General features: G+C 49.7%; 17 protein-coding genes. 2 read left to right on the top strand and 15 right to left on the bottom strand.

Going from position 1 to position 19,998, the window contains the following annotated elements:
* The 4 genes from KB559_RS25395 to KB559_RS19590 all read right to left on the bottom strand — a co-directional run bounded on the left by KB559_RS25395 (position 1) and on the right by KB559_RS19590 (position 4,181).
* Positions 1 to 1,167 (bottom strand): winged helix-turn-helix domain-containing protein, encoded by a 1,167-nt coding sequence (locus KB559_RS25395; RefSeq protein ID WP_211024199.1) that lies wholly within the window; start codon positions 1,165 to 1,167, stop codon positions 1 to 3.
* Positions 1,168 to 1,339: 172 nt separating this feature from the next.
* The gene (locus KB559_RS19600) at positions 1,340 to 2,539 is read right to left on the bottom strand and encodes an MFS transporter (protein WP_211024197.1); all 1,200 of its coding nucleotides are present in this window, start codon (positions 2,537 to 2,539) and stop codon (positions 1,340 to 1,342) included.
* A gap of 165 nt (positions 2,540 to 2,704) precedes the next feature.
* Complete coding sequence (locus tag KB559_RS19595; protein WP_211024195.1) at positions 2,705 to 3,295, bottom strand: TetR/AcrR family transcriptional regulator; 591 nt, start codon at positions 3,293 to 3,295, stop codon at positions 2,705 to 2,707.
* 157 nt (positions 3,296 to 3,452) lie between these two features.
* A complete protein-coding gene (locus KB559_RS19590) occupies positions 3,453 to 4,181 on the bottom strand; it encodes a ThuA domain-containing protein (RefSeq protein ID WP_211024193.1) in 729 nt (242 codons plus the stop codon).
* Between the two features lie 200 nt (positions 4,182 to 4,381).
* Between KB559_RS19590 and KB559_RS19585 the strand changes: the two genes are divergently transcribed.
* On the top strand, positions 4,382 to 5,281 hold the full coding sequence (locus KB559_RS19585; RefSeq protein ID WP_211024191.1) for an AraC family transcriptional regulator: 900 nt from the start codon (positions 4,382 to 4,384) through the stop codon (positions 5,279 to 5,281).
* Positions 5,282 to 5,292: 11 nt separating this feature from the next.
* On the opposite strand, the gene KB559_RS19580 is transcribed toward KB559_RS19585, so the two are convergent.
* Complete coding sequence (locus KB559_RS19580; protein ID WP_211024189.1) at positions 5,293 to 7,014, bottom strand: ABC transporter ATP-binding protein; 1,722 nt, start codon at positions 7,012 to 7,014, stop codon at positions 5,293 to 5,295.
* A gap of 261 nt (positions 7,015 to 7,275) precedes the next feature.
* Between KB559_RS19580 and KB559_RS19575 the strand changes: the two genes are divergently transcribed.
* The gene (locus tag KB559_RS19575; protein WP_211024187.1) at positions 7,276 to 7,668 is read left to right on the top strand and encodes a CopG family transcriptional regulator; all 393 of its coding nucleotides are present in this window, start codon (positions 7,276 to 7,278) and stop codon (positions 7,666 to 7,668) included.
* Between the two features lie 443 nt (positions 7,669 to 8,111).
* Here KB559_RS19575 and KB559_RS19570 read toward each other — a convergent pair whose 3' ends face one another.
* From KB559_RS19570 to KB559_RS19525, 10 genes are all read right to left on the bottom strand, one after another.
* Positions 8,112 to 9,872, bottom strand: coding sequence for an alpha-glycosidase (locus KB559_RS19570; protein ID WP_211024185.1), 1,761 nt, complete (start codon positions 9,870 to 9,872; stop codon positions 8,112 to 8,114).
* 161 nt (positions 9,873 to 10,033) lie between these two features.
* Positions 10,034 to 12,208 (bottom strand): ATP-dependent helicase, encoded by a 2,175-nt coding sequence (locus KB559_RS19565; protein WP_211024183.1) that lies wholly within the window; start codon positions 12,206 to 12,208, stop codon positions 10,034 to 10,036.
* Between the two features lie 114 nt (positions 12,209 to 12,322).
* Positions 12,323 to 12,652, bottom strand: a complete 330-nt coding sequence (locus tag KB559_RS19560) for a YnfA family protein (RefSeq protein WP_211024386.1) — start codon at positions 12,650 to 12,652, stop codon at positions 12,323 to 12,325.
* 128 nt (positions 12,653 to 12,780) lie between these two features.
* Positions 12,781 to 12,954 carry a hypothetical protein gene (locus KB559_RS19555; protein WP_211024181.1) on the bottom strand — a complete coding sequence of 58 codons (174 nt, stop codon included), beginning with the start codon at positions 12,952 to 12,954 and terminating at the stop codon, positions 12,781 to 12,783.
* 75 nt (positions 12,955 to 13,029) lie between these two features.
* Positions 13,030 to 13,857 carry a class I SAM-dependent methyltransferase gene (locus KB559_RS19550; RefSeq protein WP_211024179.1) on the bottom strand — a complete coding sequence of 276 codons (828 nt, stop codon included), beginning with the start codon at positions 13,855 to 13,857 and terminating at the stop codon, positions 13,030 to 13,032.
* Between the two features lie 22 nt (positions 13,858 to 13,879).
* On the bottom strand, positions 13,880 to 14,800 hold the full coding sequence (locus KB559_RS19545; RefSeq protein ID WP_211024177.1) for a ketopantoate reductase family protein: 921 nt from the start codon (positions 14,798 to 14,800) through the stop codon (positions 13,880 to 13,882).
* A 23-nt stretch (positions 14,801 to 14,823) separates the two neighbouring features.
* The gene (gene thrS, locus KB559_RS19540) at positions 14,824 to 16,737 is read right to left on the bottom strand and encodes a threonine--tRNA ligase (protein ID WP_211024175.1); all 1,914 of its coding nucleotides are present in this window, start codon (positions 16,735 to 16,737) and stop codon (positions 14,824 to 14,826) included.
* A 430-nt stretch (positions 16,738 to 17,167) separates the two neighbouring features.
* Complete coding sequence (locus KB559_RS19535) at positions 17,168 to 18,118, bottom strand: alpha/beta hydrolase (RefSeq protein WP_211024173.1); 951 nt, start codon at positions 18,116 to 18,118, stop codon at positions 17,168 to 17,170.
* Positions 18,119 to 18,266: 148 nt separating this feature from the next.
* Positions 18,267 to 19,271 carry an anti-sigma-V factor RsiV gene (gene rsiV, locus KB559_RS19530; RefSeq protein WP_247681964.1) on the bottom strand — a complete coding sequence of 335 codons (1,005 nt, stop codon included), beginning with the start codon at positions 19,269 to 19,271 and terminating at the stop codon, positions 18,267 to 18,269.
* On the bottom strand, positions 19,261 to 19,782 hold the full coding sequence (locus KB559_RS19525) for an RNA polymerase sigma factor (RefSeq protein ID WP_211024171.1): 522 nt from the start codon (positions 19,780 to 19,782) through the stop codon (positions 19,261 to 19,263). Before KB559_RS19525 ends, rsiV begins: the two co-directional genes overlap by 11 nt.
* Positions 19,783 to 19,998 lie beyond the last annotated feature (216 nt).

Here is a 19,998-nt window from a genome sequence, read left to right as displayed (position 1 = left end):
TTACTCCTTTTTGCCTGTTTCAACTGAAAGAATATCCATAATACACTGTTCCATTGCGGGACGAAGCTCTAAAAGGTGGTATTCTTTCTCCGTCGCTTCAAACAAGGAGGCAAACTTATGCACTAATGGACTCTCCGGGTAACGGCGCCGTAAAAACAGATTGATCTGGTTAATCGCGGCCAGATAGAGCGGCATGTGCAATGACATGCTCAGCACTTCCAGCCCCTCATCCAGACACTGCTCCGCTTCCCGTTCGCGTCCTTCCAAGAGAAGCCGCAGTCCTTTTAAAACCCCGAATCTGCCTATCTCCCTGATATAAGGCTCTTTCTCGAGCAGCCGTTCCAGCCTGGCCGCCGTCTGATCGGCTTCATTCCAGTTCCCGGCAACCAGATGAACGTACATTTCCATCAAAGCAACCGGCATAACGAAGCCCGTCAATCCGTCTTGCTCCACCACGCGGCGGGTTTGTTCAAAGCGTTGAATCGCCTTCTCGGGCAGCCCAGCGTCAGCATACACCTCGAGAATATTCAGGATTTCCATTTCTCTGTGCTGTATCGGAGGCAATAACCCTTGTTTCAATGCCGTCTCGCAGTAGCCGAGTACCCTGGTGGAATCGGGCGTTATCCCTGCTAAAATAAGGAGCAGCCCGTATAGCCGTTCCCCCGGCTGAAGCTCGTTCGTCTCCACAAACCATTTGATGTCAGCCTGCAAAAACCGGATATATCTCCGGTAAAAAGCATCGATCTCAAATCCCAGAACCTCGTGCTGGGCCGCCAGTGCGATGATCGATTTTCCCTGTCCAAGCAAATGATATTTCTCAAACAGACCGGTTACGGCGGACTGAATCTCTTCATCACGCATGGACGGATTATCCACACCTTTAGGTTCGGCTATGCTCAAGCTATATCCGTACCCCCGGATCGTACTGATCCGGACATGCCCCCAGCGATGGAGCTTTTTGCGGAGGCGGTAAATATGGTCGTCGACCGTCCGCTCCACCGGGTATTCCAGCACCCACACCCGGTCCAGCAATTGCTCGCGCGAAAACGCTTTGCCCCGGTGCTCATATAAAAACTGCAGTAAGGCGAATTCCTTGGCCAGCAGTTCCACGGACTCCGTCCCTTCGGTCACTGTATATCCCGCCGGATCAAAGATGAGTTTTGCCATGAGGATTCTTCCTTTCCAGATAAAAAACATGTTCCGTTGATGTCCATTTTAATACATAACACAGCTAATAATTATATGAATTTTGAGGTTCTGTTTGGTTACAAAAGAAAAAGACGCCCGCAGGCGTCTCTATTTTCAATAAATCTTATTCATGGGCAGCTTGAACTTAATATCAGTTTCCGGATGACAAACCGCGAGCCTTGCCGGCTCTAAGGGAAAGTGCAAAACAAAGGAGCAGGACAATGGCAGCCGCCACGTATGGGAAGTTGATGTCAATATCAAACAGGAAGCCCGCGACGATCGGTCCGGCGATATTGCCAAGGCTGGTATAGGCCGAGTTCAGTCCGGCGACATATCCTTGCTGTTCTCCAGCCATTTTGGACAACTGTGTACCCACGGCCGGACGCAAAATATCGATCGACAAAAATAAAATGAAGGTCACTGCGACGATGAGCCAGTAACTGGACACAAACAGCGTAAGGACCACGAACAATCCGGACAAAAACAGGCAGACCGAGATCACGCGTTTCTCTCCGAAGCGGTTCAGAATCCAGCCGAATATCGTAACCTGTACCACAGCGCCTGAAATCGAGCCGAACGTAATGATAAAGGCGATATCTTTTGGCGTGAAGCCGAATTTATGATCCACAAACAGTCCGAACACCGTCTCGTAATTGGCTAATCCGAATGCCAGCACAAACACGATGATTAAATTGAAAAAGTAGCGTTCCCGGCCGGAATTCAACAATTGCGTAAGGAGGCTCTGCTTCTCTGCAGGATTCGAACGGGATTCCGCCCGCTGTTCCGCCGAAACGGATTCAGGCAGGATGAAAAACGTGATTATTGCCGCTATCGCTCCAGCCACCGCTGCAGCATAGAATGGAACGCGAATGCCGAATTCCGCAATATAACCCCCGATCCCCGGGCCGATAATGAAGCCGGTCGTGATCGCGGCATTGATATATCCCATGCCCCTGGCTCTCTCCTCATTCGAGGTTACGTCCGCGGCATAAGCCATGACGGCCGGCATGATCAGCGCCGCACCAACCCCACCTAACATTCTCGCTGCAAACAGCAGCACCGGTGAACTGACGGCTCCGAACAACCACTCGGAAAGGGCGAAAACGACCATCCCGGCAACAATGATTTTCTTCCGGCCCAATGTGTCGGATAACCTGCCGGCAAAGGGGGAAAACAATAACTGGGTAAGGGAGAACGCCGCAACGAGCAGCCCCACCATACTTCCGCTGATATGGAGCTCGGTCATATAAGTAGGCATAATCGGAACTACGAGACCGATCCCCGTGAAAACGAGAAAGATATTTAACATGAGCAGGAGCATAGCTCCTCTGTTTCTTATTAAAAGCGACATTTCATTTTTCCTCCTGTATTGTGCATAAGGATCAGCCTGACGATAAATGGGAGGTTGATCAAAATATATACATCTTTATACTGAACGTTCGTTTTGTATTATGAAGCAATAGTACATGCAATGGTATTTTCATTTAAGCCGGCTAGCCATAACCCGCCTGCAATTTCAGCGATCCGCTATTCCATACAATAATACCTTCATAGCCTGCTTATACAGCTCAAGTATCTCTTCAGGAGATTTCTTCCTGGACATCTGGCTAAGACCTATCAATAGGCTCTCCAGAATAACGGCGTGTTCTTTAGCGCTTCCCTGTCTAAATTCGCCGTTATCGATGCCTTGCTGAATCAAGCGTTGATTCCACTGGAGATGTCTGTCGACCAATTCGCCGACACGCTCTTCCACCTCGGTGGTCTTATCGCTGTTGAAAAACTCATCCGCGGCTTTGGTAAGCGGGTGATTCAGGTCATCATGCACGAGCAGTTCGGCAAACCCGTACAATTTTTCCGTCGTCGTTTTGTATAACGGCTCTTTCTCCTGCCATTTTTCTTCCCACTCCCGGTCCCATTCGTCAATCAAGTAGAGAAAAAGGCCTTCTTTGCTTTTAAAATGATAATAAAGATTCCCCTTGCTGCTTCCCGTTGCTGCTACAATGTCTTCGATGGAAGTGGCCTTATATCCCTTTTGGGCAAACAGTATTCTTGCTGCTTCCACAACCCGCTTTTTAGTTTGTTCGCTTTGCAGCTGTTTTTTATTCACTCCGCTTCCACCCCATTCAAATAAAATTGGCAGCTCTTATTTATACTGAACATTCGTTCTGTATCTTATCAAAAACTAAAGCCGCATGCAAGTGCGGCTTTAGTTTAACAATAAGGAGAGTCGGTTTCAACACTTAACACTCTCCGGAATTCCCTGCTTAACGCACGGGCTCCAAAGGAGCCACACGTCCATAAGAGACTTTGGCGATCTCGCTTTTCGCGGCCCAACGTACCCCGTTAGTGATTACCTGAAGCACCTCAGGCTGATGGTACACCGGGAATGTTTCATGGCCCGGTCTGAAGTAGAAAATGTTGCCCAGTCCTCTTTTGTAGCAGCAACCGCTGCGGAAGACTTCGCCTCCCTCGAACCAGGAGATGAACACCAGTTCATCCGGAGCCGGAATTTCAAACCGTTCCCCGTACATCTCTTCCTTCGGAATTTCGATATATTCTCCAAGGCCCTTTGCGATCGGATGACCGGGCTCGATGACCCAGATTCTTTCCTTCTCGCCGTCATCGCGCCATTTCAACGCTCCGGTATTCGTGCCCATAAGGGCACGGAAAATTTTCGATGCGTGCCCCGAGTGAAGGACGATGAGTCCCATGCCGTCCAGTACTCTTTGCCGTACCTTCTCAACGACCTCGTCGCTGACATCCTCATGAGCCAAATGCCCCCACCAGAGCAATACGTCCGTCCGAGCCAGTACTTCATCGGTCAACCCGTGTTCCGGCTCATCCAGTACGGCCGTATGAACATCCAACCCTTCCTGGGTGCTCAGATGATTCGCAATCGCCATATGGATGCCTTCCGGATAAATGGCCTTGACCTGTTCATTATGTCTTTCGTGCCGGAATTCATTCCACACGGTAACGTTAATATTAGACATGATAAGAAACCTCCTGTTTGTTTGACAAATCCTGCGCCGCTCCTCACCACGTCGAGTTCGGAACCATTATACGAGAGCTGTTTTACTAAATCGGTTGCATACTACCCCAGTATAGATTGTGGTAGAATGGACGGGAATGGCGAAAAGATACTCTTTTTGTACAAAAACGACTTTTTCGAGATTCGCCCGGAGGGATAATGATGCTTGCTATTAACGTGGAACTGATGCCGAAAATCAAGCTGATGGGATTCGTGTCCTATAAACAGCCATGGATTCATTTCAAAAGAACGACGCATGAATGCATTCTCTACTTCATCAAAAGCGGCGAACTCCATCTCCGGGAAAACGGTATCGACTATATCCTCAAAAAAGGGGATTTCCTCGTTCTGGAGCCGAATGTGGAGCATGAAGGAACGAAGAGGCATGTTTGCGATTACTATTACATTCACTTCGAACACCCCGATTTGAAATCGGTAGCGGTGAAGGACATGCTTACCCTAGCCAGGCACCTCATACTCGAGGAAGGGACACAGCAGGCCAGGCAGGATCATCCGATCTGCTATTTTCCCAAACATTATACTTTGTCAAAAAAAGACCGTCCTCTCTCCTTTACCGCCATGAATGAGATGCTTCAACTCTACAGACGGAAATACTTCAATCGCGGATTAACCTCCCTGAAGTTTACCGAATGGCTGATCGAGGTGTCACGGGAGCATTTTATCGATGTCCTCCAAGGCTATGAAGGGAGCAGTTCCAAATCTTCTATTAAAGTTCATGCCTTGCTTGACTATATTCACGAACACTATGCCGGCAAAATCACCAGCACAGACATTGAGCAGGAATTCGACTGCAATTATGACTATATCAACCGCATTTTCACCAAGCTGACCGGCCAAAGCATCATGCGCTATGTCAACCGCGTACGGATCGACCATGCGAAAGAACTGATCGAGGCCACCCATCTCAGCTTTAGCCAAATCGGTTATTTGACCGGACTGGAAGACCCTTATTATTTCAGCAAGCTGTTCAAGAAATACGAAGGTCTCTCTCCCAGCCAATATTACAAAAACGTGCGGGAGCAGGGAAGTGACAAGGATTAAACGGTAAGGTGTTATTCAACGCCGGAGTACAATTGGCGGTACCGACCTTCTGACATGATCAGTTCTTCATGAGTACCACGATCCGTCACTGTTCCGTTGTCCATCACAAGGATTTGATCCGCATTGCGGATCGTAAATAAGCGATGAGCAATGGCGATAACGGTTCGTTTCGACTTCAGACGTTCCATGGCCTCCTGTACTAACCGTTCAGACTCGTTATCCAGAGAGGCGGTCGCTTCATCCATCAGTAAAATCGGAGCATCGCGCAGCAGCGCCCGGGCAATGGAAATGCGTTGTCTCTGTCCGACAGATAACCGGGAGCCCCCTTCTCCGACTTCCGTATCGAATCCATCCGGCATCTGCCTGATAAAATCTATCGCGTTTGCATCCGTTGCCGCCCGAATCAATTCTTCCTCTGTCGCATCCGCTTTACCGTCTGCGATATTGTCACGGATCGTTCCGGAGTACAAAAAATTCTCCTGCGGTATTAATGAAAAGAAACTCCGTAACCGGTTCAAGTTTGTTGCCTGAATCTCCTCTCCATTGATCATTATTTTGCCCTCCTGCGGTTGCGACAATCCAAGCAACAGGTTGAACAGCGTCGATTTTCCGCTCCCGCTCGGACCTACAATGGCCGTTGTCTTTCCTGCCTCTACATCTATCGATATCTCCTTCAAAATGGGCTGATCCGGGTCATACCCGAAAGATATTTCCCGAAGCTCGAGACTTTGAAAATCCGATTGTGTGCCGGTCTGTTCAGAAATAGCAGGATACTCCTCCTTTTCATCGAGCACTTTAAAAATCCGGTCAGCCGCGCCAATGGCTTGCTGAAGCTCTCCCCAGAGCGCGGCTATCCCCGTGAATGGCCAGGTGAGATGATTCATCAACTGAATGAACGCAATCAGCCCGCCAATCGCCATCATACCTTGGGACACAAAATATCCTCCGACAATAAAAGTGATAATAAAGGCCAATATTCCGATTGCTGTGGCTGCCCCATTAACCGTAGCTTGAATTCGCCCGCCGCGAATTTCAGTTTCGCTTACTTCGTTACTCTTCATTTGAAAGCGTTGAAACAGCTTTTTTTCCAAGCCAAATGATTTGAAGACCATACTGGAACCGAGAGTTTCCTGGATCTGCGAGGTCATGCCGGCAATCCGGTGCTGCAGCTCATTGGAGTTTTTACGAAGCATATTGCCGAAGAGCCCGCCAATGATCAGTGTCACTGGCCCGATAAAGATACAAATAAGCGCCAACTTCCAGTTAATCGTCAAAAGATAAATAAAAGAGAGGAGTGCCATCAGGGGATTGCGGATGAGTGAGATTAAGGTATCGCTGCAAGCCTGGCCAATTGCCTGATTATCACTGGTTAGGTGGGTAAGCAATTCCCCGGAATGATGACTTTGATAAAATTCTCCAGGGAGACACAGCAGCTTCTTAAGCGTTCCAAGCCGAATATCATTTCTGATGGAGGAGGAGACTCGTGTCTTGTAATAGGTATCTGCATAACCGTTAATTACTGTCAACACAAGAATTAAAACTCCCGTCCCGATTAGAGACGGCCAAGCTGAGGAATCTGCTTCCACAGCAGCATTGGTAATCCGGTTTAAATACCAAGCGATGCTTAAATCAAGCGTTACGCCGGCGATCATCGTGATTAACAGAATCAGGTAGACGGATTTATACGGCCTCGTGTACCCCAACAAACGCCGAAATGTGCTTTTTGATTCCAATTGCATTCTTCCTTTCATAAAAGTTTAGGTAAGGTATATGGATCGTAATGGCTTTAATAACATCCGATAGACTTCTCTAGAACATCCTCATACCATCCATATACCATCCAATTGGAATCCATACTACCATAATCCCCCAGGTCCCGCAACTCCTCTTGATGGGGAATGGTGTTGACAGAGTGAAAAGGATTCATGCATATTAAAGAGAATTGTTGTTTCGATGGAGCTAATGAAAGTCTTAATGATAGGAGGATATGTGAAATGGCAGATTTGGAGAAAATTACGATCAATGTTGGGCCGGTCGATTTGGGACAAATCGATTTGCTCGTTGACCAGGGCTTCTATTCGAATCGGACGGATTTCATCCGTATCGCGATCCGCAACCAGATTGATTCTCACAGCCATGAAATTAATCAGTACAAGCAAGAAAAATACTTTGTGTTCGGTGTAGCGGAATTTAACCGCAGCGAATTGGAGGACCTGAAAAGCCTGGGGAAACGGCTGAATGTAAAGCTGGTGGGCGCACTTGTTATTTCTAGCGATGTCACTCTGGAATTGGCCAAAGAGACGTTTGAGAAGGTAAAAGTGTTCGGGATGATCCGCGGACCGGAGCCGGTGAAGAAATGGTTAAGGGAACTGCAGCAAGAATCTTGAGCGCATCCTAAAAAAAGCAAAAAAAGGCGGCAGTTCATTGGAATTATCCAATGGGCTGCCGCCTTTTTCGGTTAAATATTGTTTTCATTGGAAAAATCCAATGAAATCTCGACGGTTTAGGGCCAAAAGAGGAGTTTCTCACTTTTCGATTGGATTTTTCCAATGGATTTCCCCAATTCCGCTCGTTATCCTCAATCTTATTAGAAATATCCAATGAAACTCCCTTTTGCCCCAACATCAAATGTAGTTATACACAAATCTGCCGGCGACATTCGCAATTCATCCAGTCTCGCAGCAAATTTCGACCGCCAAATCCATCATGATCCTTAGGATATCTATGAATTACTCCTGCTTATCCACAAAGTTATCCAGATATTATTCAAAGTTATCCAGTTATTCAACCTTGTACACAACCCGGTATGTGAATAATGTGAATAAACTGTTTATTTGTTGATAGCAAAAATTCGGAACTGCATCGGTTCCAGCGGATAAGACGCGTTGTGCGCGCCAACGGCAACCTTCTCGCCGCTCCACAGATCGGCCGCGTTTTGTCCATGCCATTTTGAAGGCAGACTGAACGCTGACGGCTCTTCCCCGTTATTCAAAGCGACCACGATTTCCTCGTCGCCCCGACTTCTCGTGAAGACGAACAAGCCGGAGGCGTCATCCGCTTTAAGCACCTGAAGATGACAGTTTGCGGTGATGGCCGAATGGCTCTTGCGGATGGCAATCAGCTGTTTGACGAAGCTCAGCAAATCCTGATCCTGCTTCGCCGGATCCCATTCCATGCACGCACGGTAGTAAGCGAAATCATCGCCGTCTCCCTTGAGGCCGAGTTCATCGCCGTAATAAATGCACGGGCTGCCCGGATACGTAAAGAGCAGCAGGAACGCCAGCTTCAGCTTGGCGGTATCATCCCCGCACTGGGTCAAAACGCGCGCCGTATCATGGCTGCCCAGCAGATTGAACAACACTTCGTTGACATTTTCGGGATACAGCTGAAGATGACTCATCAGCAAATTTCCGAAGCGGGAAGCGCCGATTTTGCCCTTGGCGATAAAGTCGATGACCGCCTCAGTGAACGGATAGTTCATGACCGAATCAAATTGGTCCCCTTGCAGCCATGGCATCGCGTCGTTCCAGATTTCCGCCACCATATAGACATCGTCCTTCACGGCTCTTACGGTGTTTCTGAATTCGCGCCAGAATTTATGGTCCACTTCGTTCGCTACATCCAACCGCCAGCCGTCGATATCGAACTCCTCGATCCAATACTTCGCAACGCCCAGAAGATACTCTTTCACTTCGGGATTGCTCGTTTTCAACTTGGGCATGTTATCCGTAAAGGCAAAAGACTCATATGTCGGATGATCCCCTTCTTCCTCCCCGAAGCTGAGCATATGGAACCAATCCGCATACCGGGATTTCGCGCCATGCTTCAACACATCCTGGAACGGGGCGAAGCCGTAACCCGAATGATTAAACACGGCGTCCAGCATAACGCGGATGCCCCGAGCATGACATTCTTGGACTAACTTCCGGAACGTTTCCTTATCGCCGAACTGCGGATCTATTTTCATATAATCGATCGTATCGTATTTATGGTTGGTCGGCGCCTCGAAGATCGGAGTCATATAAATGCCGGAAATCCCGAGCTCCGCTAAATAGTCCAGATGCTGAATGATCCCCTCAAAGTCACCCCCAAAGAAGCTGTCCGGTTTCGGGGTGTCTCCCCATACTCCATTAGTATTTGTTTTACGGCCGGGGTTTCCGTTCGCAAAACGTTCAGGGAAAATTTGATACCATACCGTATCCTTTACCCACGCCGGTGCATCAAACACATCGATTTCATTCAAATACGGGAACCGGAAAAAGCGGTTGTCCTCCAAATCCTCCGTGAATCCCATTTCGCCCAGAACCCAAGTCTCGTTGCCGTCAGTCACTTCGAACTGATAAACAAACCGGTTATTTTCCGGCGAGATCGCGATAAACCAATAGTCGAACAATTCATCGGACGTCGTCTTTGTCATCGGAACCTTGTCCGACAGCATATGCCCTTCCGCCCAGCGGTAAGGATCCCCGTGGATCAGCTCCACGCTCGTCAAATCATCCTTTTTAGCTCTCAGCCGAATATGCAGTGTGTTAGCGTCGTAGGCATAGGCATAACTGTTTTTTGGACGGTGAAAAATCGCTTCTTTAATCATTTGTTTCTTCCTCCTTCGTCAATTAAAAAAATAAAAAAGAGCACATCCCCAGATGCTCTACGGGGTTGTGCTCTTCATTCGCTCCGGATGAAAAGTCAGGCATTGCCCTTATGTTGATGTGCTCTATTTAATTGGTAGTATAGATCGGCTTGGTCCGGGTGTCAATCGCTATTCGATGAGATCACATCCAGCAGTCCCATCTCCACGCAGGTTTGAAGGGACAAGGTCTTTATCCCTTGGTGAAACGCGATGTCGATCAAATCACCATGCCGACCGCGAACTTCTCCCTGCCCGAAAACCTTATGGCGGACGCTGTCCCCTGCCGCAAAGGCAGCTGCTAATTTTTCACCTTCGCTGCTATCCTCCGCCGGCTTTACGATAGTTCGGATGTGAGAGAGGAAACGGGATTCGGCGACTTTTTCCCCGTCCCGTTCTTGATACGTCAATAGCTCCAGCCGCCGCTTCGCCCGCGTCATACCGACATAGAACAGACGGACGGCCTCCTCCATCAACGCCTCATCCCCCGCTGAATTCTTCTTGATATCTTCGGAAGAAGGTATAATGCCGTCAACCAGATCGATCATGTATACTTTCTCGAATTCCAGGCCTTTTGCGCTGTGAAACGTGGACAGCGTGACGGCATGGTCTCCCTTGTTTCTTTTCGAGGTTTTTAGCGCCGATTCCAGCACCTTCAGCCGGTTCGCAAATTCCTCCATCGTCGCCAGAGTATCCGCTATTTCCTCCAGCGTATTCAGGATCCCGATCAAAAACTCCTTGCGAAATCCGAGCCACTCGCACATTTTGTCCAGCGCCTTCTCGTAGCTGAGCCGCCCCCGGATAACCCGGATCGCTTGCAGCGGCGGCATGCCGCTCATCTCCCGGAACGTGTCCCGGTTGGCCACAATCGGCCCCCGCTGGTAATCCTGCAGCTTCACATAGTTCAGCAAATTGTCGAAAACGGACTCGTTGTTCTGGATCTCCTTAAGAGCCGCCATCTGCTGTTTGCTGATGTATCCGGCCATCTTTAAATGAATCTTTTCCAGAATGTCCGTCCGTTTATCGGTATACGTCATCCTCATAAAATTCAAAATGTCCTCTACCACCCAGTGGGAGAAGAACCGGTTATCCGTATCCTTCATATAAAACGGGATGCCGGCTCTGTCGAGCGCATTCATTAAAGCGATAGAAGAGGAGTTATTGCGGTACAGCACGGCGACCTCTGAGAGCTGGTCCGACTTCGCGATTTCCTGTACCACATGCTTGGTTTGCGATTTATAATCCGCAAAGGTCCGGATTCCGATCGGCTCTCCCTCTTCTCTCCGCTCCGTAAACATGTTCTTGTTATACCGGTTTTTATTGCGCCGGATAAACTGATTCGCCGGGTCTACGATACTAGTAGTGGAGCGGTAGTTTTGCTCCATAAACAGAATCGCCGCATCCGGGAAAGCCTCCCGGAAGTTCAGCAAATAGGAGGGCTCCGCTCCTCTCCAGCTGTAAATGGACTGGTCATCATCCGCCACCACGCAAAGATTGCCATGTCTCCGGACCAGCTTTGCGATGATTTCATGCTGAACCAGCGACGTATCCTGACTTTCATCCGTCAACATATAATCGTACTTTCCCTGGTATTTCCCCAGCAGCGCTGTATCCCGCTCGAGAATCTCGTTCCCCAAGGTCAGCATATCGTCAAAATCGACCAGCAGCTTCGGATGGCCTGAGCGTTTGAAGTCTTCATACTCGCGTAGGATCGACTCCGCCTCCGGGACCCCGGCCTTCACGGTTCCCCACTTTTCCGGTGGAAGCATTTTATTTTTGACATAACTGATATAGGTCGTCAGCTCGTCCATTTGATCGTCCGTCATATTTTCCCCGGTTAGGGATTTGAAGATTTGGCGCAAAATAACCTTTTTATGCAGCGGTGCATGTTCGGGTCCTTCTTCCTCCGCCCGTTCCAGCTCTCCGCCCCCTTCGATCATTTGATAGTCGATCCCCGTTTTGCGGAAATGCTCCCGGACCACCTCGTAGGCGAGGCTGTGAATCGTGGAAAACTGTACAGGCGGTAGCCCGGGAAAAAATCGCCGGTACCGCTCCTTCATATCATTGGCGGAAGCACGGCTAAACGTCACTGCCTTGATTCGGGCAGGCTGCACGCCTTTCTCCTCGATCAGATAGCCGATCCGCATAATGATCGTGGTCGTTTTCCCCGACCCGGGAGACGCAAGAAGCAGGACAGCCCCCTCGGTATGGAGAACTGCCTGCTTCTGAATATCGTTTAATGCGACGCCGAGCTCGCTTTGCTTACGTTCAAAAAATGCTGTCTTATAATTTACGCTCATTCTCGATGTACCCTTTCACAAAATGCGGCATGAATCACTTTATCATACCACGTTTTTTCAGTCAGGGGCGCACGGATGATCATCATCCTGCTTCCAAAAGCCGGCACTAATCGCCTAGGATGGCCGCGGCCACCACAGCATGACGGACACCCCGATCAGACAAATCGCCGCTCCGATCCAGTCGAACATATCCGGCGTCTTCTTATCCACAGCCCATCCCCAGAATACCGCGAGGATAATGAATACACCGCCATAAGCCGCATAAACCTTGCCGAACGAAGGGAATTTCTGCAGCGTGGGAATAATGCCGTAAAGCACTAGAATTAGAGCGCCAACGATGCCGAGGCCAAGCGATCTCCCTTCCCGCAACCATAACCAAACCAGATAACCGCCGCCGATTTCGGCGATGCCCGCCAAGATAAATAAGATGATGGACTGCAACATATAATTCACTTCACCTTTTTCTGAAAATATATCGTCTACAGGCATTATACTTTCAATCTGCAAGCCATCAAAGAAAAAAGCCGTTCCGAACCGAATAATCCGATTCTTAACGGCTAATAGAAATGTAGTTATATATTCTCAGCATTCTTCAAGGCATGTTCCCAGCTTGGAAAATAAAACAAAGCGCTTCGCATTAATTGAGGATCGGACTGCTTCACTTGCTTCTTGCTGATAGACACGCCGTTTCTTTGCAGTTCCCTGATCCGGTTAATCACCTGGTCTGCGTCGAGTGTAATATCCATCTGATCACCCCCTCATTTCCCATACTTGCCATTTAGGGGGTGATCTATGCAGCAGGTTTCAAGGAATGGCCTGCCTTATTTGATCCCCAGACGCATTCGGTAACTGAACAATATCTCCTTGATCTCGCCGTTAAAGTATTCCTCCACGTGGTTGCGGAAGTCTTCAATCTCCGGATGGAGTTCCGACGAACCCTGTTTCAATACCGTCTGGAGTCCGCCTTGACTCAGGGCAAGGCCCGTATAGCGTTCAGCGTCGCAGGTTTCCTTGTTATGAAACACAATTTCACGGGTATAGCGGAATACCCCGTTGTCCTTCAACACCTTCAGGTGCTCATTCTTATTTCGCTTGACTGCCTGGTCTTCTCTGTCCGTTAATTGCTGAGCCAGCAAGTCCGCCTTTTCCAGCAGCTGAAGATATTCCTTTTCCAGCTTCCAATGGATAGTCGGAGGCCAATCACAGTCGTATGCCGCAAACGCGCCGCCTTCGTTCAATACCCGGCCCGCCTCCTTCATGGTGCCGACCGGCTCCATCCAGTGAAACGACTGGGAGCAGGTAATAATATCGACCGATGCGTCCCCGATGTCACCCAAGGAGTTGGAATAGCCGGGAACAAAAGAAATGTGAGCTGCACCCGGGAGTGCTTGGCGCTTTTTCTCAGCTTTGCTTCTCATGTCGTCATTAGGCTCAACTCCAATGATTCGATCCGCATAGTCCTTCCATATGAGGGTGGATAAGCCCGTTCCGCACCCCAAGTCCAGCACCAGTCCAGGTCTCTTTTCCAAATAGGAGGTCAAAATGTCCACAACGAGTTTCGGAGCTTCCGGACGAAATTGATCATATAGATCCGCAAATCCGGTAAAGCGCTCCACATTGCCTTTCAAATTTCCTTCAGGTATCGTCATTGCTTCCACACCTCTCCCATTTTTAAGCTTTTCCTGCCGTGATACCGTACACCTTCAGATTCTGATAAATCGCTTTGAGCAGCGGAGTGTCGATTTGGTGATCCGCCGCGATTTGCAGCAAGTAACCGTGCAGGTGATCTCCTTCAATGGAGAAACCCTTCTCCATATCCCGCTGCATGGAGGATTTCATCTCATAAGACATCTTTCCCATCGTTGCCATATGCTTGTTTACGATCTCGGGATCGAGCGGAGCTCCGTGCGCAAGCATTACGGATTCAATCTCCCGAAGGACGCTGCGGAGGAAGTCGTCGCCGCCGCTTTCCCGAATCGGGCCCATAGGAGCCCGCATCAGCGTCGTCACGCCCGCCATCGTCGCGATGAATAAATATTTATGCCAAATATCCGTTTCAATATGGCCGCTGCGGACAAAAGAAGTCTTCGTCCCGCTTAGCGCTTCTTCGATCCTTCGAATCCTTTCCGTATCCTTCTGTCCGAATTCTCCGAACACAACGTAATGATTCGGACTGGAATGGAGGACATGTCCTTCGCTATTTAATGTAGTTTCTATGAAGCAAAGGCCGCCGATTACTTGATCGGCTCCGAACTGCTCTTGCAGGATGGGATAATGCGCCACGCCGTTCAGCAGCGGCAGAACCACCGTATGCTCTCCGACGAAAGGCTTCAAATCCGTGATTGCGCTTTGCAAGTGATAGGATTTGGTTGAAAACAGCACCAGATCATAGGCGCTTGCCGGGTCCGAAGCCGTAATCGTCTTCGGCTGCAGCGTGATGTCCCCGGCGACGCTGCGGATGACCAGGCCATCCTTCTCCAGCTGTTGTTTGCGCTGCTGGCGGACCAGAAATGTAACGTCCGCTCCCTTTTCCGCCAACCGCCCGCCGAAGTATCCGCCTACCCCTCCTGCTCCAAGCACTAAAATACGCATATCTCGTCCTCCCTCTTTCCGGTTTAATTTCTCGAGCGAATTTCTTCGCCAATCTGGTTGGCGATTTCCGGGATGGTTCTTGAACCGCAGTCTCCTTCGCCCCGTTTTCTTACGGAAACGCTGTCCGAGTTCTTCTCATTCTCACCCAGGACTAGCATGTACGGAACCTTCTCCAACTGGGCCTCTCGGATTTTATAGCCAAGCTTTTCATTTCGGGCATCAATTTCTACGCGGATCCCTGCTTCCTCGAGCGACTTTTTCACCCGGTAGGCATAGTCGACATAGTTCTCGGAAACAGGCAGCAGCTTGGCTTGAACCGGTGCCAGCCACAGCGGAAACGCCCCTGCGTAATGCTCGGTCAGCATCCCGATGAATCGGTCGAGCGATCCGTACACCGCACGGTGAATCACGACCGGCAGATGTTTTTGATTGTCCTCGCCGATGTAGGAGAGGCCGAATTTCTCCGGCATTTGGAAATCGAGCTGAATCGTTCCGCACTGCCAACTGCGTTTGAGGGCGTCCGTAATGTGAAAGTCGATCTTGGGACCATAAAACGCCCCGTCGCCTTCATTGACGCGATATTCGATGCCGCGCCGGTCCAGCACATTTTTCAGCGATTGTTCCGCCTGCTCCCACAGCTCCTCCGAACCCATGGAATCCTCCGGCCGGGTCGATAATTCAATCTTATATTCAAATCCGAAGATTTGGTAGATATGGTCAATCAGCGCTATGACGTTGCCGATTTCCTCCTCAATTTGTTCCGGCAGCACGAACAGATGCGCATCATCCTGGCAAAATGTGCGGACCCGCATCATTCCGTTAAGAGCGCCGGAAAACTCATGGCGGTGGACCTGGCCGTATTCCGAAATCCGGATCGGCAAATCCCGGTACGAACGCAAGCTGTTTTTAAAGATAAGCATATGCCCCGGACAGTTCATCGGTTTAAGCGCATAGGTCGTGTCGTCCACGTTCGTGAAATACATATTGTCCTTGTAATGGTCCCAGTGTCCGGATTCTTCCCAAACCCGATTGTTCATCATCAGCGGAGTGCGAACCTCGTCATAACCTCTTTGCCGCTGAAGCTCGCGCTCGAAATTTTCCAGCTCCGTACGGATCGTCATTCCTTTGGGCAGATAAAAAGGCATGCCGGGCGCTTCTTCCGAGAACATGAACAACTCCAATTCCTTGCCCAACTTGCGGTGGTCGCGTTTTTTGGCTTCTTCGAGAAAATGCAGATGCTCCTCGAGCTGAGCCTTCTTTGGAAACGCCGTTCCATAGATCCGCTGCAGCATCTTGTTGTTCGAATCTCCGCGCCAATAGGCCCCTGCCACGCTGAGCAGCTTGAACGCTTTGATCCGCCCGGTGGACGGAAGATGCGGCCCCCGGCATAAATCCAGAAATTCGCCTTGCTCATAGACTGTAATTTCCGCGTCCTCCGGCAAACCCTGAATCAGCTCTAATTTGAGCGGTTCTTCAAGCTTTTCAAATAATTCCGTCGCCTCTTCCCGGCTGACTGCACGGCGAACGATCGGCAGATCTTCCTTGATGATCCCTTCCATTGCTTGTTCAATCCTGGCCAGATCATCGATGGATAACGGCTTTTCGATATCAATGTCATAATAAAAACCGTCTGCGATTACCGGCCCGATACCGAGTTTAACCGCCTTGTCCCCGTAAATTGACTTGATTGCCTGGGCCATGACATGCGCCGTGGTATGTCTGTATATCTCAAGCCCCTCTTTGCTGTCCAGCGTAATCACCTCAATAGTGCTATTCTGGCCGATCGGGCAGTTAAGGTCTGCGAGCTTCCCGTCGATCTTGCCGGCGACAGCATTCTTTCCGAGTCCGGTACTGATGGACCCCGCGACTTGGACAAGGGTGGTTCCTTTCTGATACCTCCTAACAGTTCCATCTGGCAAAGTAACTTCGATCTCCATGATTTAGCCTCCATTTCTTTAGTGATTGGACGCTGGTGCGGTAACGGAAGCTTATAGATTAGTTTCCGAAAAAAGAATGCAAAAAAACGCATCTCATCCGCCAAGGGACGAGTGCGTTCAACTCGTGGTTCCACCCTAATTCGACCCCCGTCCTTCATCGCCTGGCATTTGCTAAAGGGATGGGAATGGAAGTCCTTATTAGAATCCGGTATCGGGGATTAGTCGGTGGCACATACTGCCGCTATCCAGTGGATCGGCGGGTTCAATGCCACGGCTGCAAAGGGGTAATTCCACGTCCGTAACAGGAGAAGCTTTCAGCTTGGGCTTCTCTCTCTGGGCAGTCCGTGATGGGAATCATGTCTTTGGTCATCACCTTGTATTTGTTATTGGCTACAACAATATTACAAAGTCATTCAAAATGTCAAGGGCCTTATTTTACGTAGGCTCCAATAAATTCGGATACCTCATGATCATAAGCCTCCGGATTCACGAATCGGGCAAGACCATGCCCGGCGCCCGGTACAACCACGAGCTTCTTCTCCGACGGGCCGTTCTCGTACAATTCATGCACCATTTCGGTCGGCACGAACAGATCCGCATCGCCATGAATGAATAGAGTCGGGGTAACTGATTTTTTCACTTGCTCCAGGGCGGATGCCTCCCCAAAGAAATATCCAGCCCGCAATTTCGTCAACAGACTGGTAGTCTGAACTAACGGGAAGGACGGAAGATGATACATTCGTTTCAATTGGTAAGCTAACTGATCTTTGGCCGACGTATACCCGCAATCGTCTACGATCGCCTTCACATTGGCCGGCAGCTTCTCCCCGCTGGTCATCAGAACGGTTGCCCCGCCCATGGACACGCCGTGCAGCACGATTTGCGCCTGATCACCCGAATGCTCGATGACCCGCTCAATCCACCGGACATAATCCTTTCGCTCCGGCCAGCCGAATCCGATATAATCCCCTTCGCTTTCACCATGTCCGCGGGCGTCCGGCAGAAGCACATTATAGCCCAGCTTTTCCCTGTACATTTGCGCCAAATTGCCCATATCCGCAGCTTTGCCGCTGTATCCGTGCGCAATAATAACGGTTTTATCACTTGGGATTTCTGCATCCAGGTAGAAGGCGTGCAGCATAAGTCCATCATCCGACTTCAGGCTCCAGTCCTCAAAAGCCTGCTGCTCCCACCAGTGTTCATTTTTCGAATAAGGGGTCTCATCGGCGCTGACACTGACCTCCAGGTCCGGGTTGCCGTTTAAAAACTCCTTGTCGGCGCGGGCGACCGCAACATTGTAGAAATAGAAGCTTGCAGCGGTGAGTACAAGAAATACAAGAATAATTACGGAAGCAACCACCATAAACACCTTTCTCTTCATCAAAATTTCCTACGGCTTGCCTTTGAATTACATTACATAACATTATACCGTTTTCAGACCACATCACATGATGATAATTTTTATAAACTGAAAAAAAAACGCCCCTTCCCGTATGGAAGGAGCGGCAGTGCGCAATCACTTGACTGAACTATTTGAGGTATACCTGACTCGCCAACACGGATGAGAGCTCTTCGGTCGGGATGACAAATTCCACGACGCCCATATAACCTGGGGCCACTTCGTATTCGTTGAATGAAATGACGAGCTGGTTCGATGAATTAATATAGAAGTTCTGATCCTTCGCAATTTTCACAAAAGCGTCCGGCATATCCTCCGACGGCTCCGCCCAGTAAATTTTGTTCGGATCCTCCGCCATTTGCTGTTTCATCTGGGCTTTAATATTTTCGCTGATCACATCGATGTAGCTGTCGTCTTTAAACAAGCTCGGCAAGGTAAGCAGCACATGATTCTTTTTATCCACCGTATCATATTGAATGCTTGTAGCCGAGGAACCCGCCGTCTCCTCTACATAACGTCCGATGGACAGAAGTCCCTCGGTCTCCGTCTTGATGACGACGCCGCTGTCCACGCTGAAATGTCCGTCTTCGCCGACCGCCTGTTGAGCGTTCATTTCGGCCATGAATTTATCGTACAGTTCCTGACCCTCCGCCAAATACTTTTCATTCAGGCTGCTTTCCAGCGACGGATCGCCCAAATCGCCGACTGAAGGTACTTTGATATCCGCCTCGTAATTGCCTTTGTCGGCTTTGTATTCCCTGACGGTCAGAACGTCTACCAAACTTCCGAGCACGGGGACTTCGGATAACGTTCGGGCAAATGCCGGACTCGTGTTCAGACCGGCCACGAAAACCGCAACCGCAGCTACCCCAATGACCCAGGAACGGCGCAACCGGGAGCGGGAACGCGTGCGGGGACCTGCCTGTGCTCCCACGTCCGAATGCGATCCACTCTGTACTCCGGCGCCCGTCATATCCCGACCTCCAGTATGCGGCTCAAGGTGCCCGTTACCGGAATCGGCTTGGCGTCCCGTCTGCAATGCGGATTTCACGATTTGGTCCAGCTCCGGGGGAATCGGAATGGATGCGTATTGTCTCTTTAATTCGTCCATGTTTCTAACCTTTTTATCGTCCATATTCTGGCGCCTCCTCGATGTTTACCTCTACCTCTTCCATTTCAATTCGCAGCAGCTTTAAAGCTTTATACAGCCGGGTTTTAACGGTATTCACATTCAGACCAAGCACCTCGGCGACTTCCTCAATCTTTAAATCCTCAAAATATCGGAGTACGACGACGCTTCGATAATCGGGCGGAAGCTCGTCCAGCGCCTTTTCCAGATCCATATCCCGGTAATGATCCTCTTGCCCGGAATCCCGATACTCCAGCTCGGCGTCACTTGCGACGGCAACCCTCTTTCTCCGCCGCAAGAAATCGAGCGCTGTATGAACCACGATCTTGTAGAACCAGCTCTTAACCGCTGTCTCGTCATGCAGCGTGTCCGACTTGATCGCTTTGTGAATGGAGTCCTGCACGATATCGAGCGCATCCTCCGGATTCAAAACATAGCCGTATGCCAGCCGGTAAAAATTATCTTTGTTATGCATAACAACATCCGTAATAAGTTCGTACTGCCTAGGCTTGTTCATCTTGCCACCACCTGATTTCCTCTCGTTAGCTAACGTTGCAATCAGTAAATAGACGCACGAGGTACGGTAAAAAGTTTGCGGACGCCCAAAATCATAACCACCCGTCCAACGGGTGGTTTGCTCTTGGGGTATAACCCCCTGTTGCCAAACTGCGCCTAAAGACGCTAGCCTGACAATAAAATTGTTCAGGCTCAGTGTTTTTGTCACTTTCACTTA

Origin of the sequence: Paenibacillus sp. Marseille-P2973, assembly GCF_018101095.1 — a bacterium.
Lineage (GTDB): Bacteria > Bacillota > Bacilli > Paenibacillales > Paenibacillaceae > Fontibacillus > Fontibacillus vini.
This window is presented reverse-complemented; position numbering and strand designations above follow the sequence as displayed.